Genomic DNA, 14,958 nt, shown 5'->3' with positions numbered 1-14,958 from the left:
GAACCGATGTTCCGCCGTACTTTCTGGTTCACCACAGGCGTGGCCGCCGGTGTGTGGGCCACCACCAAGGTCAATCGCAAGCTGAAGCAGCTGACCCCCGAGAACCTCGCCGCGTCCGCGGCCAACAAGGCGATCGAGGCAGGTCACCGGCTCAAGGACCGCGCGGTCGGCTTCGCGCTCGACGTCCGCGACAACATGGCGCAGCGGGAGGAGGAACTCGGCGACGCGCTCGGGCTGAACGCCTCCGTCGACCCCGAACTCCCCGCACCCCGGCGGTACGCCGCCATCGAGAACCGCAACAGCCCGAAGTACGTCGAGGGCTCGACGTACCAGACGTACTCGTACAACCGGAATGAGGACCACTGATGGAGTCGGCCGAGATTCGCCGCCGCTGGCTGAGCTTCTTCGAGGAGCGCGGGCACACCGTCGTCCCTTCGGCGTCGCTCATCGCGGACGACCCGACTCTGCTCCTGGTCCCCGCCGGCATGGTGCCCTTCAAGCCCTACTTCCTGGGTGAGGTCAAGCCGCCCTTCGACCGCGCCACCAGCGTGCAGAAGTGCGTGCGTACGCCGGACATCGAAGAGGTCGGCAAGACCACCCGGCACGGCACGTTCTTCCAGATGTGCGGCAACTTCTCCTTCGGCGACTACTTCAAGGAAGGCGCCATCAAGTACGCCTGGGAGCTGCTCACCAGCCCCCAGGACAAGGGCGGTTACGGCCTCGAGCCCGATCGTCTGTGGATCACCGTCTACAAGGACGACGACGAGGCCGAGCGCATCTGGCACGAGGTCGTCGGTGTGCCGAAGGAGCGCATCCAGCGCCTCGGCATGAAGGACAACTACTGGTCCATGGGTGTCCCCGGCCCCTGCGGCCCCTGTTCCGAGATCAACTACGACCGCGGCCCCGAGTTCGGCGTCGAGGGCGGCCCCGCCGTCAACGACGAGCGGTACGTGGAGATCTGGAACCTCGTCTTCATGCAGTACGAGCGCGGCGAGGGCATCGGCAAGGACAACTTCGAGATCCTCGGCGAGCTCCCCAGCAAGAACATCGACACGGGCCTCGGCCTGGAGCGCCTCGCCATGATTCTGCAGGGCGTGCAGAACATGTACGAGATCGACACCTCCATGGCCGTCATCAACAAGGCCACCGAGCTGACCGGCGTGGCCTACGGCGACGCCCACGGCTCGGACGTCTCCCTGCGCGTGGTCACCGACCACATGCGTACGTCCGTCATGCTCATCGGCGACGGCGTGACCCCGGGCAACGAGGGCCGCGGCTACGTCCTGCGCCGCATCATGCGCCGCGCCATCCGCAACATGCGCCTGCTCGGTGCCACCGGCCCGGTCGTCCTCGACCTGATCGACACCGTGATCGGCATGATGGGCCAGCAGTACCCCGAGCTGGTCACCGACCGCGAGCGCATCGAGAAGGTCGCCGTCGCCGAGGAGAACGCCTTCCTCAAGACGCTGAAGGCCGGCACCAACATCCTCGACACCGCCGTCACCGAGACCAAGCAGTCCGGTGGCACGGTCCTCGCCGGTGACAAGGCGTTCCTGCTCCACGACACCTGGGGCTTCCCGATCGACCTCACCCTCGAGATGGCCGCCGAGCAGGGCCTCTCGGTCGACGAGGACGGCTTCCGCCGCCTGATGAAGGAGCAGCGGGAGCGCGCCAAGGCCGACGCCCAGGCCAAGAAGACCGGCCACGCCGGCGCCGGTGCCTACCGTGAGATCGCCGACAAGGTCGGCGAGACCGACTTCATCGGCTACTCGGACACCGAGGGCGAGTCCACGATCGTCGGCATCCTCGTCGACGGCGCCTCCTCCCCGGCCGCGACCGAGGGCGACGAGGTCGAGATCGTCCTTGACCGCACCCCGTTCTACGCCGAGGGCGGCGGCCAGATCGGCGACACCGGCAAGATCAAGGTCGACTCGGGTGCCGTCATCGAGGTCCGCGACTGCCAGAAGCCGGTCCCGGGCGTCTACGTCCACAAGGGCGTCGTCCAGGTCGGCGAGGTCACGGTCGGTGCCAAGGCCCACGCCTCCATCGACGCCCGCCGCCGTACGGCCATCGCCCGTGCCCACTCGGCCACCCACCTCACCCACCAGGCGCTGCGCGACGCGCTCGGCCCGACGGCCGCCCAGGCCGGTTCCGAGAACCAGCCCGGCCGCTTCCGCTTCGACTTCGGCTCCCCGTCCGCCGTTCCCACGACCGTGATGACCGACGTCGAGCAGAAGATCAACGAAGTCCTCGCCCGCGACCTCGACGTCCGCGCCGACATCATGGGCATCGACGAGGCCAAGAAGCAGGGCGCCATCGCCGAGTTCGGCGAGAAGTACGGCGAGCGGGTCCGCGTCGTGACCATCGGCGACTTCTCCAAGGAGCTGTGCGGCGGCACGCACGTGCACAACACCGCCCAGCTCGGCCTGGTGAAGCTGCTCGGCGAGTCCTCGATCGGCTCGGGTGTCCGCCGTATCGAAGCCCTCGTCGGTGTGGACGCCTACAACTTCCTCGCCCGTGAACACACGGTCGTCGCCCAGCTCCAGGAGCTGATCAAGGGCCGTCCGGAGGAGCTCCCGGAGAAGGTCTCCGCCATGCTCGGCAAGCTGAAGGACGCCGAGAAGGAGATCGAGAAGTTCCGCGCCGAGAAGGTGCTGCAGGCCGCCGCCGGTCTCGCCGAGTCCGCCAAGGACGTCCGCGGCATCGCGGTCGTCACCGGTCAGGTCCCGGACGGCACCACCCCCGACGACCTGCGCAAGCTGGTCCTCGACGTGCGCGGCCGCATCCAGGGCGGACGGGCCGTCGTAGTGGCCCTCTTCACGGTCAACAACGGCAAGCCGCTGACGGTCATCGCCACCAACGACGCCGCCCGCGAGCGCGGCCTCAAGGCCGGCGACCTGGTCCGCACGGCCGCCAAGACCCTCGGCGGCGGCGGTGGCGGCAAGCCGGACGTCGCCCAGGGCGGCGGCCAGAACCCGGCCGCGATCGGCGACGCCGTCGACGCCGTCGAGCGGCTCGTGGCGGAAACGGCCAAGTGAGCACCGACGAACGGTCGAGCGAGGACGGCCCGGTGATGCGCCGGGGCCGTCGCCTCGCGATCGACGTCGGGGACGCCCGCATCGGGGTCGCCTCGTGCGACCCCGACGGGATCCTCGCCACCCCGGTGGAGACGGTCCCCGGGCGTGACATCCCGGCAGCTCAGCGCCGGTTGAAGCAACTGGTCGAGGAGTACGAGCCGATCGAGGTCGTCGTCGGCCTCCCGCGCTCCCTCAAGGGGGGCGAGGGCCCGGCCGCGGTAAAGGTTCGCGGCTTCGCACAGCAGCTCGCGCAGGGCATCGCACCCGTTCCGGTCCGGCTCGTGGACGAGCGGATGACGACGGTGACGGCCAGTCAGGGACTGCGCGCCTCGGGCGTGAAGTCCAAGAAGGGCCGCTCGGTCATCGACCAGGCAGCCGCTGTGATCATCCTGCAGCAGGCCTTGGAATCCGAACGGGTGTCAGGTAAAGCACCCGGCGAGGGCGTCGAAGTGGTCATCTGATCGCGATACGGTAACGTTCCGCGCGACTGTGCCGCTGTTCGAACAGCCGGTGCATAGCAAGAGGCGGAACGGAAACCGGCCATAAGCCGCGTATCCGCCGCCTCGCGGCTCTAGGGGATCGATGACTGAGTATGGCCGGGGCCAAGGCTCCGAACCGTGGCATCCGGAGGACCCGTTGTACGGGGACGACGGATGGGGTGGACAGCAGGCCCACGCGGGCCAGCAGTCCCCCTACGGCGGCCAGCCACAGCACTATCCGGAGCAGCCGCAGCAGCACTACGGCAGCTGGGGCGACGGCGGGCAATCCGCATACGGCCAGGCGCAGCAGCACTACCCCCAGTACGACCAGCAGTACGGACAGCAGTACGGGAACCAGGGACAGCAGAACTACGCAGGTCAGGGACAGCAGCCGTACGACAACGGCGGCTGGGGCACGGGCACGCACGGGCACGTGCAGTACACCGACCCGTCGGACCCGTACGGACAGCAGTCCGCGGGGTACGGCGGGGGGCAGAACGACTACTACAGCGCGCCCGACGCCTACCCGCCGCCCGAGCCGCCCGCCCGCAGGCAGGCCGAGCCCGAGTCGCAGACCGACTGGGACCCTGGTCCTGACCAGGGCGAACACGCCTTCTTCGCAGGCGGGGCCGATGACGAGGACGAGGACGACGACCCGCGGGCCGACCGCAAGGGGCGCGGCGGCAAGAAGCCGAAGAAGCGCCGCAACGGATGCGCCTGCCTCGTCATCGTGATGGTCTTCGCCGGAGCCCTCGGCGGCGTCGGCTACTTCGGCTGGCAGTTCTACCAGGACCGTTTCGGCCCGGCCCCCGACTATGCCGGTGACGGCAACGGCGACCAGGTCACGGTCATCATCCCCAAGGGCGCCGGCGGCTATGTGATCGGCCAGAAGCTGAAGGAAGCGGGTGTCGTCGAGAGCGTCGACGCATTCGTCTCGGCGCAGCAGGCGAACCCCAAGGGCAAGAGCATCCAGGACGGCGTCTACACACTGCAGAAGCAGATGTCGGCGGCGAGCGTCGTCGAGCTGATGCTCAGCCCGAAGAGCCGCAGCAACCTGATCATCGCCGAGGGCACCCGCAACTCGAGGGTCTACCAGCTGATCGACGCGCGTCTGGGCGTCGCCGCCGGCACCACGGCGAAGGTCGCGAAGAACGACTACAAGAAGCTCGGCCTGCCTTCCTGGGCGCTGAACCACGCCAATGTGAAGGACCCGCTGGAAGGATTCCTCTACCCCTCCAGCTATGCGGCCACCAAGGGGCAGAAGCCCGAGGCCGTCCTGAGGGACATGGTCTCCCGCGCCAAGGGGAAGTACACGGAGCTCGGCCTCGAGAAGAAGGCGAAGAGCCTCGGACTCGACGACCCCTGGCAACTGCTCACCGTGGCGAGCCTGGTGCAGGCCGAGGGCACGAGCCACGACGACTTCCGCAAGATGGCCGAGGTCGTCTACAACCGCCTCAAGCCCGGCAACCCCGAGACCTACGGCTCGCTCGAGTTCGACTCCACGTACAACTACGTGAAGAACCAGAGCAAGATCGACCTGAGCATCGCCGAGCTCAGGAAGTACAACAACCCGTACAACACGTACTACATCAAGGGCCTGCCTCCCGGCCCCATCGACAACCCGGGCGAGGAGGCGCTCAAGGGCGCGCTCAACCCCACGCACGACGGCTGGTACTACTTCATCTCGCTGGACGGCAAGACCAGCAAGTTCACGAAGACGCTCGCCGAGCACAACAAGCTGGTCGACGAGTTCAACGCGTCGAGGAACAAGGACTGATGACGACAACCCGCAGGGCGGCCGTGCTCGGCTCGCCCATCGCCCACTCGCTGTCGCCGCAGCTGCACACCGCGGGCTACCGGGCGCTCGGCCTGGACGGATGGTCGTACGACAGGTTCGAGATCGACGAGTCGGCGCTGCCCGGGTTCTTCGCGCAGCTCGGACCGGAGTGGGCGGGGCTGTCGCTGACCATGCCGCTCAAGCGGGCGGTGATCCCGCTCCTCGACGAGATCACCGACACCGCGGCCTCGGTGGAGGCCGTCAACACCGTCGTCTTCCGGCCGGACGGGCGGAAGGTCGGCGACAACACCGACATCCCCGGCCTGGTGGCCGCACTGCACGAGCGCGGCGTCGAGAAGACCGAGTCGGCGGCGATCCTGGGCGCCGGCGCCACCGCCTCGTCCGCCCTCGCCGCGCTCGCCCGGATCTGCACCGGCGAGGTCACCGTCTACGTGCGCAGCGAGCAGCGGGCGGCCGAGATGCGGCAGTGGGGCGAGCGGCTCGGCGTCCAGGTCCGCCCGGCGGACTGGGCCGACGCGGCACGGGCCTTCGAGGCACCCCTGGTGATCTCCACGACGCCCGCCGGCGGCACCGACGCCCTGGCCGGACAGCTCCCCGCCCAGGTCGGCACCCTCTTCGACGTGCTCTACGAACCCTGGCCCACACGCCTCGCCGCGGCCTGGCAGGAGCGCGGCGGGCCCGTGCTCAGCGGCCTCGACCTGCTGGTGCACCAGGCCGTCTTCCAGTTCCACCAGTTCACCGGCGACCCGCGCTCCCCACTGGCCGCGATGCGCGAGGTGGCCGAGCGCCGCTGACCCGGCAGGCTCTCCCGGCGCCCTTCGCCCTGTCCGTTTGTCGGACTCCGATCGGAGTCGCCTCGCGGACGTGGGAGGATCGGAGGTGGCGGGCCGGGGCCGCGCACCTGGTCGCGCCGTCGCCGTACGCGAGGACGTGCGTACGCAGGCAGTACCAGGGCGCGAGCACTGAGGAGCACCGTTGAGCAGGTTGCGCTGGCTGACCGCGGGGGAGTCCCACGGTCCCGCACTCGTGGCGACGCTGGAGGGCCTTCCCGCCGGTGTGCCGATCACCACGGAGATGGTGGCGGATCACCTGGCCCGGCGCCGGCTCGGTTATGGACGCGGTGCGCGGATGAAGTTCGAGCGCGACGAGGTCACCTTCCTCGGCGGTGTCCGGCACGGCCTGACCCTCGGTTCCCCGGTCGCGATCATGGTGGGCAACACCGAGTGGCCCAAGTGGGAGCAGGTCATGGCGGCCGACCCCATTGATCCGGAGATCCTGGCGGGCCTGGCCCGCAACGCGCCGCTGACCCGGCCGCGCCCCGGCCACGCCGATCTGGCGGGGATGCAGAAGTACGGCTTCGACGAGGCCCGGCCGATCCTGGAGCGGGCGTCCGCGCGGGAGACAGCGGCCCGGGTGGCGCTGGGTGCGGTGGCCCGGTCGTATCTGAAGGAGACGGCCGGCATCGAGATCGTCAGCCACGTCGTCGAGCTGTGCTCCGTCAAGGCCCCGCAGGGTGTGTACCCCACGCCGGCCGACGTCGAGAAGCTGGACGCCGACCCGCTGCGCTGCCTGGACGCGGACGCGTCGAAGGCGATGGTGGCCGAGGTCGACCAGGCCCACAAGGACGGCGACACCCTCGGCGGTGTGGTCGAGATCCTGGCCTACGGCGTCCCGGTCGGGCTGGGCTCGCACGTGCACTGGGACCGCAAGCTGGACGCCCGCCTGGCGGGTGCCCTCATGGGCATCCAGGCCATCAAGGGCGTCGAGCTCGGCGACGGCTTCGAGCTGGCGCGGGTGCCGGGCTCCAAGGCGCACGACGAGATCGTCAACACCCCCGAGGGGATCCGGCGCGTCTCCGGCCGCTCCGGCGGCACCGAGGGCGGGCTGACCACGGGTGAGCTGCTGCGGGTGCGGGCGGCGATGAAGCCGATCGCGACCGTGCCGCGCGCGCTGCAGACCGTTGACGTGACCACCGGCGAGGCCACGCAGGCGCACCACCAGCGCTCGGACGTGTCCGCGGTGCCGGCGGCCGGCATCGTCGCCGAGGCGATGGTCGCGCTCGTCCTGGCGGACGCGGTCGCGGAGAAGTTCGGCGGCGACTCGGTGCCCGAGACCCGCCGCAACGTGCAGTCCTACCTCGAGAACCTGGCCATCCGGTGAGCGCTCCGCAGGTCGTCCTGGTCGGGCCGATGGGCGTGGGCAAGTCCACCGTCGGACAGCTGCTGGCCGAGCGGCTCGGGGTCGGCTACCGCGACACGGACGACGACATCGTCGCCGAGCAGGGCCGGAGCATCGCGGAGATCTTCGTCGACGAGGGCGAGCCGATCTTCCGGGCGATCGAGAAGGCCGCCGTGCGGAAGGCGCTGGCCGAGCACGACGGCGTTCTCGCGCTGGGCGGCGGCTCCATCCTCGATGCGGACACGCGCGCGCTGCTGGCCGGACAGCGGGTCGTCTACCTCTCGATGGACGTCGAGGAGGCGGTCAAGCGCACCGGGCTGAACGCGGCCCGCCCGCTGCTGGCGGTCAATCCGCGCAAGCAGTGGCGCGAGCTGATGGAGGCGCGCCGCTCGCTGTACGAGGAGGTCGCCACCGTGGTGGTGGCGACCGACGGCCGTACGCCCGAAGAGGTCACCCAAGTCGCCCTGGACGCACTGGAGTTGAAGGAAGCATGAGCGAGACAGTCACCCGGATCCAGGTCGGCGGGACCGCGGGCAGCGACCCGTACGAGGTTCTGGTGGGCCGTCAACTCCTGGGCGAGCTCGGTGGGTTGATCGGGGAGAAGGCCAAGCGGGTCGCCGTCGTGCACCCCGAGGCGCTCGCCGAGACCGGCGAGGCGCTGCGGGCCGATCTGGCCGGGCAGGGCTACGAGGCCGTCGCCATCCAGGTGCCGAACGCGGAGGAGGCCAAGACCGCAGAGGTCGCCGCCTACTGCTGGAAGGCGCTCGGCCAGTCCGGCTTCACCCGCACCGACGTCATCGTCGGCGTGGGCGGCGGCGCGACCACCGACCTCGCCGGTTTCGTGGCCGCGACCTGGCTGCGCGGCGTGCGCTGGATCGCGATCCCCACCACCGTCCTCGCCATGGTGGACGCGGCGGTCGGCGGCAAGACCGGCATCAACACCGCCGAGGGCAAGAACCTGGTGGGCGCCTTCTTCCCGCCCGCCGGCGTGCTGTGCGACCTGGCCGCGCTGGAGTCCCTGCCGGTCAACGACTACGTCTCCGGGCTCGCCGAGATCATCAAGGCGGGCTTCATCGCCGACCCGGTGATCCTGGAGCTCATCGAGTCCGACCCCGAGGTCGCGCGCACCCCGGCGGGCCCGCACACCGCGGAGCTCATCGAGCGCTCGATCAGGGTCAAGGCCGAGGTCGTCTCGTCCGACCTGAAGGAGTCGGGTCTGCGCGAGATCCTCAACTACGGCCACACGCTCGGCCATGCCATCGAGAAGAACGAGCGCTACAAGTGGCGGCACGGCGCCGCGGTCGCCGTCGGCATGCACTTCGCCGCCGAACTCGGCCGTCTGGCAGGCAGGTTGGACGACGCCACCGCGGACCGCCACCGCACGATCCTCGAATCCGTCGGCCTTCCCCTGCACTACCGCTACGACCAGTGGCCCAAGCTGCTGGAAACCATGAAGGTCGACAAGAAGTCCCGCGGCGACCTGCTGCGCTTCATCGTCCTCGACGGCCTGGCCAAGCCGACCGTCCTGGAGGGCCCCGACCCTGCGGTCCTGCTCGCCGCGTACGGAGAAGTGGGCGAGTAAGTCCGGCGGAGCGCCACCCGTCCGATTTGCCTTACGGGCATGGGCACTTCGGGCCGTCCCCGGCCGTTCACCAAACGGCGGCCGGGGAAGGTACCGTTCGGTAAGGAGCGGGGTCCGCACCCTGCTGCCAGCGTCAATTGCCTGTACGAGACGGAGTGGCACCGGATGCAGCACGCAGTGGGTTCTCCGCTGCCGCCGCCCCACCAGCCGGGGCACGGACCGGCCGCCGGCTGGTCGCCGGCCGCGCACCACCCGGGCAACCCGGGCCCGCACCAGGGTTCGGCCCCCGTGCCCCCGCCGCCCCCGGCGCCGGGCTTCACACCCCCGGGCCCGCTCCCACCCGCGCCGCACCACGCCCCGGCCCCACCGGTCCCGGACACCACCGGCCATGTTCCGCTGCCGCCCGGCGGCCCGGTCGCCGTGCCCAGCGCACCGCCCGCCACGGCCGCGCCCGACCCGACCGCCACGACCCTCGCGGTCCTGCTGATCGGTCCCGCGGGCGCCGGTAAGACGAGCGTCGCCAAGTACTGGGCGGACCACCGCCGGGTGCCCACCGCCCACATCAGCCTCGACGACGTACGCGAATGGGTCCGCTCGGGCTTCGCCGACCCCCAGTCCGGCTGGAACGACAACTCCGAGGCCCAGTACCGCCTGGCCCGCCGCACCTGCGGGTTCGCCGCGCGCAACTTCCTGGCCAACGGCATCTCCTGCATCCTCGACGACGCCGTCTTCCCCGACCGCCCGGTCGTCGGCCTCGGCGGCTGGAAGCGCCATGTGGGCCCCGGCCTTCTCCCGGTCGTCCTCCTCCCCGGCCTGGAAATCGTCCTGGAACGCAACGCGGAGCGCTCCGGCAACCGCCGCCTCACCGACGAGGAGGTGGCCCGAATCCACGGCCGCATGGCGGGCTGGTACGGCTCGGGCCTGCCGATCATCGACAACAGCCAACTGGACGTCCCCCAGACGGCAAGGGTCCTGGACGACGTACTGGCACGGTCGATAGCCAGTCCGCCGAGCTGGTAGCCGCGGGGAGTGCAGGCAGTCGCACCCCCGTCCCCCGATCGGCACCCTTAGAACCGGCACAAATCGCCCAACCCTCCTACGCTCATCTCATGTCAGAGGTGTACGCGACCCGCCGAGCCCGGCTGAGGGCACGCTGCAATGCCGGCGGCAGCCAAGCCGCACTGATCTCCTGCCCCGCCAACGTCCGCTACCTCGCGGGCCCCACCCCGTACGGTTCCGTCCTGCTGCTGGGCAAGACCGAGGACCTGCTGTTGTGCACCGGCCCGCCGGAGGATCGAGCCGCCGAGGGCCGCCCGGACGAGGCGCTGCGCGTGCAGGCCCTGTCCGGCAGCGCGGGCGACCCCGCGGTCGCCGCCGCGGACCTCGCCGAAGGCCAGCGCGCCGAATCCCTCGCCGTGGAGGAACACCACCTCACCGTGGCCCGGCACCGGGCCATCCGCTCGGTCGCCCCCCGCCTCCGCCTCGCGGACCTCGGCGGCGCTGTCGAGCAGCTCAGGGTCGTCAAGGACGAGGAGGAGATCTCCTGTCTGCGCATCGGCGCCGAGATCGCCGACCAGGCGCTCGGGGAACTCCTGGAGTCCATCCTCGTCGGCCGCACCGAACGGCACCTCGCCCTCGAACTCGAACGCCGCCTGGTCGACCACGGCGCCGACGGCCCCGCCTTCGCCACCTCCGTCGCCACCGGCCCCAACGCAGGCCGGCGTGCCCACCGGCCCACCGACCGGCGCGTGGAGGAGGGCGACTTCCTCTCCGTCTGTCTCGGCGCCACCTACCGCGGCTACCGCTGCGAGATCGGCCGTACGTTCGTCATCGGCACGTCTCCCGCGGACTGGCAGATCGAGCTGTACGACCTCGTCTTCGCCGCCCAGCGTGCCGGACGGGAGGCGCTCGCACCCGGCGCGGCCTACCGCGATGTGGACCGCGCCGCACGTCAGGTGCTGGATTCCGCGGGGTACGGGGAGGGGCTCCCGGGACTCATGGGCCACGGTGTGGGGCTCGAAATCGACGAGGACCCGCAGCTGGCCCCTTCGGCCATGGGTAAACTGGACGCTTGCGTGCCGGTCACCGTCGAACCGGGGGTCCACCTCCCGGGCCGGGGCGGCGTCCGGATCGATGACACGCTCGTCGTCCGCCCCGAGGCGGACGGCGGACCCGAGCTACTCACCATCACGACCAAGGAGCTGCTCGCCCTCTAGGCAGTGGCGTGCGCCGGGGTCGTCCACGTCAGTCCAGGAGATTCCGCAACCGTGGCTTCCACGAACGACCTCAAGAACGGCCTTGTGCTCAAGCTCGAAGGCGGCCAGCTCTGGTCCGTCGTCGAGTTCCAGCACGTCAAGCCCGGCAAGGGCCCGGCCTTCGTGCGCACCAAGCTCAAGAACGTGCTCTCCGGCAAGGTCGTCGACAAGACCTTCAACGCCGGCGTCAAGGTCGAGACGGCCACTGTCGACAAGCGCGACATGCAGTTCTCGTACATGGACGGCGAGTACTTCGTCTTCATGGACATGGAGACCTACGACCAGCTGATGATCGACCGCAAGACGGTCGCCGACGCCGCCAACTTCCTCATCGAGGGCTTCACGGCGACCGTCGCGCAGCACGAGGGCGAGGTGCTCTTCGTCGAGCTCCCGGCCGCCGTCGAGCTCGTCGTCCAGGAGACCGAGCCGGGCCTGCAGGGCGACCGCTCCACCGGCGGCACCAAGCCCGCCACTCTGGAGACCGGCCACCAGATCCAGGTCCCGCTCTTCATCACCACCGGTGAGAAGATCAAGGTCGACACCCGCACCAGCGACTACCTCGGCCGGGTGAACAGCTAACCGTGGCTGCCCGCAACACGGCCCGCAAGCGTGCCTTCCAGATCCTCTTCGAGGGCGACCAGCGCGGCGCCGACGTCCTGACGGTCCTCGCGGACTGGATCCGGCTCTCCCGGGACGACACCCGGCAGCCGCCGGTGAGCGAGTACACGATGCAGCTGGTCGAGGGCTACGCGAAGCAGGCGAAGCGCATCGACGAGCTGATCGCGCAGTACTCGGTCGGTTGGACGCTGGACCGGATGCCGGTCGTGGACCGCAACATCCTGCGCCTCGGCGCCTATGAGCTGATCTGGGTCGACGAGGTGCCGGACGCCGTCGTGCTGGACGAGATGGTGCAGCTGGCGAAGGAGTTCTCCACGGACGAGTCGCCCGCGTTCGTCAACGGCCTGCTGGGCCGGCTCAAGGAGCTGAAGCCCTCGCTGCGCCGGGACGAGGCCTGAGAGGCCGAGCGCAAGAGGTACGGCATCGCCAGGGGGCCCGCAGCGTGACTGCTGCGGGCCCCCTGGCGTTCCTGTGCCCGGGAGGCTCCCGAAGGCCGCAGAACGCCGCCGGGGTGGCCGGAACCGTGAAGTTCCGGCCACCCCGGCGGCACGTTTCTGCTGAGAGCCCTGAGAGCGATCAGACCTCTTCGTGGGCGACCGCGCGGCGCGCGTCCGCGTCCAGCACGCCCCAGCTGATCAGCTGCTCGGTGAGGACCGAGGGGGACTGGTCGTAGATGACGGCGAGTGTGCGCAGGTCGTCCTGGCGGATCGACAGCACCTTGCCGTTGTAGTCACCGCGCTGCGACTGGATCGTCGCCGCATAGCGCTGCAGCGGGCCCGCCTTCTCGGCCGGCACGGTCGCCAGCCGCTCCAGGTCCAGGACCAGCTTCGGCGGCGGCTCGGCGGCGCCGCCCGGGGTGGTGCCCGGCAGGAGCTCCTGCACCGGGACCCCATAGAAATCCGCCAGTTCGGCGAGGCGCTGTACGGTCACGGCACGGTCGCCGCGCTCGTACGAACCGACCACGACCGCCTTCCAGCGTCCCTGGCTCTTCTCCTCGACACCGTGGAGGGAAAGGCCCTGCTGGGTGCGGATGGCCCGGAGCTTGGCCCCGAGCTGTTTGGCGTATTCGCTGGACATATAGCTCCCCGGACACTGTGTCGACGCGGCTGCAGTGGTCCCGCGCCGCGCGTCTGGTAACTCACTGTGAGGTTACGCAGCGTGACTCTTGCGCGTCAAGCCGAATGGTCCACACCGACTCTTCCGTGGCAGCGGTGGCCGATTACGCCAGGGGGGTGATCAGGGGTGTCTCCCCGGGCTGCTACCGTGGATGGCGCAAATCCGACGTCCTTTAAGGTCCGTCCCGTGAGGCGGAGAAGGAGGTCCGTTTCGTATGGACAAGCAGGACATTCAAGCGTCCGATGCCCGGCCCGTGCTCGAAGGCCCCGACATCGCGCGGGTGTTGACCCGCATCGCCCACGAGATCGTCGAGCGCGCCAAGGGCGCCGACGATGTGGTGCTCCTCGGCATTCCCACCCGAGGCGTCTTCCTCGCCCAGCGGCTCGCCGCCAAGCTCGAGGAGATCACCGAGCGGAAGATCCCGGTCGGTTCGCTCGACATCACCATGTACCGCGACGACCTGCGCATGCACCCGCCGCGTGCGCTGGCCCGAACCGAGATCCCCGGTGACGGCATCGACGGCCGGCTCGTCGTCCTCGTCGACGACGTGCTCTTCTCCGGCCGCACCATCCGCGCCGCCCTGGACGCCCTGAACGACATCGGGCGCCCGCGCGCGGTCCAGCTCGCGGTCCTCGTCGACCGCGGCCACCGCGAACTGCCCATCCGCGCCGACTACGTCGGCAAGAACCTCCCCACGTCGCTGCGGGAGACGGTCAAGGTCCAGCTCGCCGAGGAGGACGGTCGGGACACCGTGCTGCTCGGTGCGAAGCCGGCCGCCCCGGGCGAGCAGTAGCAGCACTCAGTCGTACGACTCCGAGTGCACCCTGCGCGCCCGTATGCCCGAAATCTCCCTGAACTGCCTTACGGAGCCTGACAGATGCAGCGTCATCTCATCTCGGCCGCCGACCTCACCCGCGACGACGCCGTCCTGATCCTCGACACCGCCGAGGAGATGGCCCGGGTCGCCGACCGGCCGATCAAGAAACTGCCGACCCTGCGCGGCCGCACGATCGTCAACCTCTTCTTCGAGGACTCCACGCGCACGCGTATCTCCTTCGAAGCCGCCGAGAAGCGCCTCTCCGCGGACGTCATCAACTTCTCCGCCAAGGGATCGAGCGTGTCCAAGGGCGAGTCCCTGAAGGACACCGCCCAGACCCTCGAAGCCATGGGCGTCGACGCCGTCGTCATCCGGCACGGCGCCTCCGGGGCCCCCTACCGGCTCGCCACCTCCGGGTGGATCGACGCCGCCGTCATCAACGCTGGTGACGGCACCCACCAGCACCCCACCCAGGCCCTGTTGGACGCCTTCACCATGCGGCGCCGCCTGGTCGGCCGGGACGCCGGGCTCGGCCAGGACCTTTCCGGCAAGCGCATCACGCTCGTCGGTGACGTCCTGCACAGCCGGGTCGCGCGCTCCAACGTCGACCTGCTGCACACCCTCGGCGCCGAGGTCACGCTGGTCGCGCCGCCCACCCTGGTGCCGGTCGGCGTCGAGAACTGGCCCTGCGAGGTGTCGTACGACCTCGACTCGACGCTGCCCAAGTCCGACGCGGTGATGATGCTGCGCGTGCAGCGCGAGCGCATGAACGCCGCGTTCTTCCCGACCGAGCGCGAGTACTCCCGGCGCTACGGCCTCGACGGCGACCGCATGGCGCGGATGCCCGAGCACGCGATCGTGATGCACCCCGGTCCGATGGTCCGCGGCATGGAGATCACCGCCGAGGTCGCCGACTCCGACCGCTGCACCGTCGTCGAGCAGGTCGCAAACGGAGTCTCCATCCGGATGGCTGTCCTGTACCTGCTGCTCGGTGGAAACGAGCCCGCCGTCACCCACACCCGTACCGAGGAGAAGTAA

The 14,958-nt window shown here is 70.0% G+C and carries 15 protein-coding genes; 14 read left to right on the top strand and 1 reads right to left on the bottom strand.

The window, feature by feature from the left end:
• The first annotated feature begins 6 nt into the window (after window positions 1-6).
• The 12 genes from ABZ880_RS09500 to nusB all read left to right on the top strand — a co-directional run bounded on the left by ABZ880_RS09500 (window position 7) and on the right by nusB (window position 12,385).
• The gene (locus tag ABZ880_RS09500) at window positions 7-366 is read left to right on the top strand and encodes a hypothetical protein (RefSeq protein WP_361259500.1); all 360 of its coding nucleotides are present in this window, start codon (window positions 7-9) and stop codon (window positions 364-366) included.
• Window positions 366-3,038 (top strand): alanine--tRNA ligase, encoded by a 2,673-nt coding sequence (gene alaS, locus ABZ880_RS09495; RefSeq protein WP_361259497.1) that lies wholly within the window; start codon window positions 366-368, stop codon window positions 3,036-3,038. The genes ABZ880_RS09500 and alaS overlap by 1 nt, the downstream gene beginning before the upstream one ends.
• 35 nt (window positions 3,039-3,073) lie before the next feature.
• Window positions 3,074-3,538, top strand: coding sequence for a Holliday junction resolvase RuvX (gene ruvX / locus ABZ880_RS09490; protein WP_361259939.1), 465 nt, complete (start codon window positions 3,074-3,076; stop codon window positions 3,536-3,538).
• Window positions 3,539-3,659: 121 nt separating this feature from the next.
• Entirely contained in the window at window positions 3,660-5,333 is a 1,674-nt protein-coding gene (gene mltG / locus ABZ880_RS09485; protein ID WP_361259494.1) for an endolytic transglycosylase MltG, read from the top strand.
• Window positions 5,333-6,148: a shikimate dehydrogenase gene (locus ABZ880_RS09480; protein WP_361259492.1), complete on the top strand. Its 816-nt coding sequence runs from the start codon at window positions 5,333-5,335 to the stop codon at window positions 6,146-6,148. Before mltG ends, ABZ880_RS09480 begins: the two co-directional genes overlap by 1 nt.
• Before the next feature lie 181 nt (window positions 6,149-6,329).
• Entirely contained in the window at window positions 6,330-7,514 is a 1,185-nt protein-coding gene (aroC, locus tag ABZ880_RS09475) for a chorismate synthase (RefSeq protein WP_361259490.1), read from the top strand.
• Between the two features lie 29 nt (window positions 7,515-7,543).
• Window positions 7,544-8,026: a shikimate kinase gene (locus ABZ880_RS09470; protein WP_361259937.1), complete on the top strand. Its 483-nt coding sequence runs from the start codon at window positions 7,544-7,546 to the stop codon at window positions 8,024-8,026.
• On the top strand, window positions 8,023-9,114 hold the full coding sequence (aroB, locus tag ABZ880_RS09465; protein WP_361259487.1) for a 3-dehydroquinate synthase: 1,092 nt from the start codon (window positions 8,023-8,025) through the stop codon (window positions 9,112-9,114). Before ABZ880_RS09470 ends, aroB begins: the two co-directional genes overlap by 4 nt.
• 165 nt (window positions 9,115-9,279) lie before the next feature.
• Complete coding sequence (locus tag ABZ880_RS09460) at window positions 9,280-10,134, top strand: Pro-rich N-terminal domain-containing protein (RefSeq protein WP_361259484.1); 855 nt, start codon at window positions 9,280-9,282, stop codon at window positions 10,132-10,134.
• An 89-nt stretch (window positions 10,135-10,223) separates the two neighbouring features.
• Window positions 10,224-11,330: an aminopeptidase P family protein gene (locus tag ABZ880_RS09455; protein ID WP_361259481.1), complete on the top strand. Its 1,107-nt coding sequence runs from the start codon at window positions 10,224-10,226 to the stop codon at window positions 11,328-11,330.
• A 51-nt stretch (window positions 11,331-11,381) separates the two neighbouring features.
• Entirely contained in the window at window positions 11,382-11,948 is a 567-nt protein-coding gene (gene efp, locus ABZ880_RS09450) for an elongation factor P (RefSeq protein WP_289919136.1), read from the top strand.
• Between the two features lie 2 nt (window positions 11,949-11,950).
• The gene (nusB, locus tag ABZ880_RS09445; RefSeq protein ID WP_361259476.1) at window positions 11,951-12,385 is read left to right on the top strand and encodes a transcription antitermination factor NusB; all 435 of its coding nucleotides are present in this window, start codon (window positions 11,951-11,953) and stop codon (window positions 12,383-12,385) included.
• Window positions 12,386-12,563: 178 nt separating this feature from the next.
• On the opposite strand, the gene bldD is transcribed toward nusB, so the two are convergent.
• Window positions 12,564-13,064, bottom strand: coding sequence for a transcriptional regulator BldD (gene bldD, locus ABZ880_RS09440; protein WP_030946861.1), 501 nt, complete (start codon window positions 13,062-13,064; stop codon window positions 12,564-12,566).
• A gap of 253 nt (window positions 13,065-13,317) precedes the next feature.
• Between bldD and pyrR the strand changes: the two genes are divergently transcribed.
• Both pyrR and ABZ880_RS09430 read left to right on the top strand, forming a co-directional pair.
• On the top strand, window positions 13,318-13,896 hold the full coding sequence (gene pyrR, locus ABZ880_RS09435; protein WP_361259472.1) for a bifunctional pyr operon transcriptional regulator/uracil phosphoribosyltransferase PyrR: 579 nt from the start codon (window positions 13,318-13,320) through the stop codon (window positions 13,894-13,896).
• Between the two features lie 84 nt (window positions 13,897-13,980).
• Window positions 13,981-14,958, top strand: coding sequence for an aspartate carbamoyltransferase catalytic subunit (locus ABZ880_RS09430; RefSeq protein WP_361259469.1), 978 nt, complete (start codon window positions 13,981-13,983; stop codon window positions 14,956-14,958).

The organism is Streptomyces sp. NPDC047043 (assembly GCF_040644055.1).
GTDB lineage: Bacteria > Actinomycetota > Actinomycetes > Streptomycetales > Streptomycetaceae > Streptomyces.
The sequence above is the reverse complement of the archived record's forward strand: the minus strand, read 5'-3'. Positions and strand labels throughout refer to the sequence as shown.

Coding starts and splice junctions, on each gene's coding strand:
- bldD (WP_030946861.1), bottom strand. CDS start 13,064: ATGTCCAGCGAATACGCCAAACAGCTCGGGGCCAAGCTCCGGGCCATC.
- ABZ880_RS09480 (WP_361259492.1), top strand. CDS start 5,333: ATGACGACAACCCGCAGGGCGGCCGTGCTCGGCTCGCCCATCGCCCAC.
- aroB (WP_361259487.1), top strand. CDS start 8,023: ATGAGCGAGACAGTCACCCGGATCCAGGTCGGCGGGACCGCGGGCAGC.
- ABZ880_RS09455 (WP_361259481.1), top strand. CDS start 10,224: ATGTCAGAGGTGTACGCGACCCGCCGAGCCCGGCTGAGGGCACGCTGC.
- pyrR (WP_361259472.1), top strand. CDS start 13,318: ATGGACAAGCAGGACATTCAAGCGTCCGATGCCCGGCCCGTGCTCGAA.
- alaS (WP_361259497.1), top strand. CDS start 366: ATGGAGTCGGCCGAGATTCGCCGCCGCTGGCTGAGCTTCTTCGAGGAG.
- ABZ880_RS09460 (WP_361259484.1), top strand. CDS start 9,280: ATGCAGCACGCAGTGGGTTCTCCGCTGCCGCCGCCCCACCAGCCGGGG.
- ABZ880_RS09430 (WP_361259469.1), top strand. CDS start 13,981: ATGCAGCGTCATCTCATCTCGGCCGCCGACCTCACCCGCGACGACGCC.
- ABZ880_RS09470 (WP_361259937.1), top strand. CDS start 7,544: ATGGGCGTGGGCAAGTCCACCGTCGGACAGCTGCTGGCCGAGCGGCTC.
- mltG (WP_361259494.1), top strand. CDS start 3,660: ATGACTGAGTATGGCCGGGGCCAAGGCTCCGAACCGTGGCATCCGGAG.
- ruvX (WP_361259939.1), top strand. CDS start 3,074: ATGCGCCGGGGCCGTCGCCTCGCGATCGACGTCGGGGACGCCCGCATC.
- ABZ880_RS09500 (WP_361259500.1), top strand. CDS start 7: ATGTTCCGCCGTACTTTCTGGTTCACCACAGGCGTGGCCGCCGGTGTG.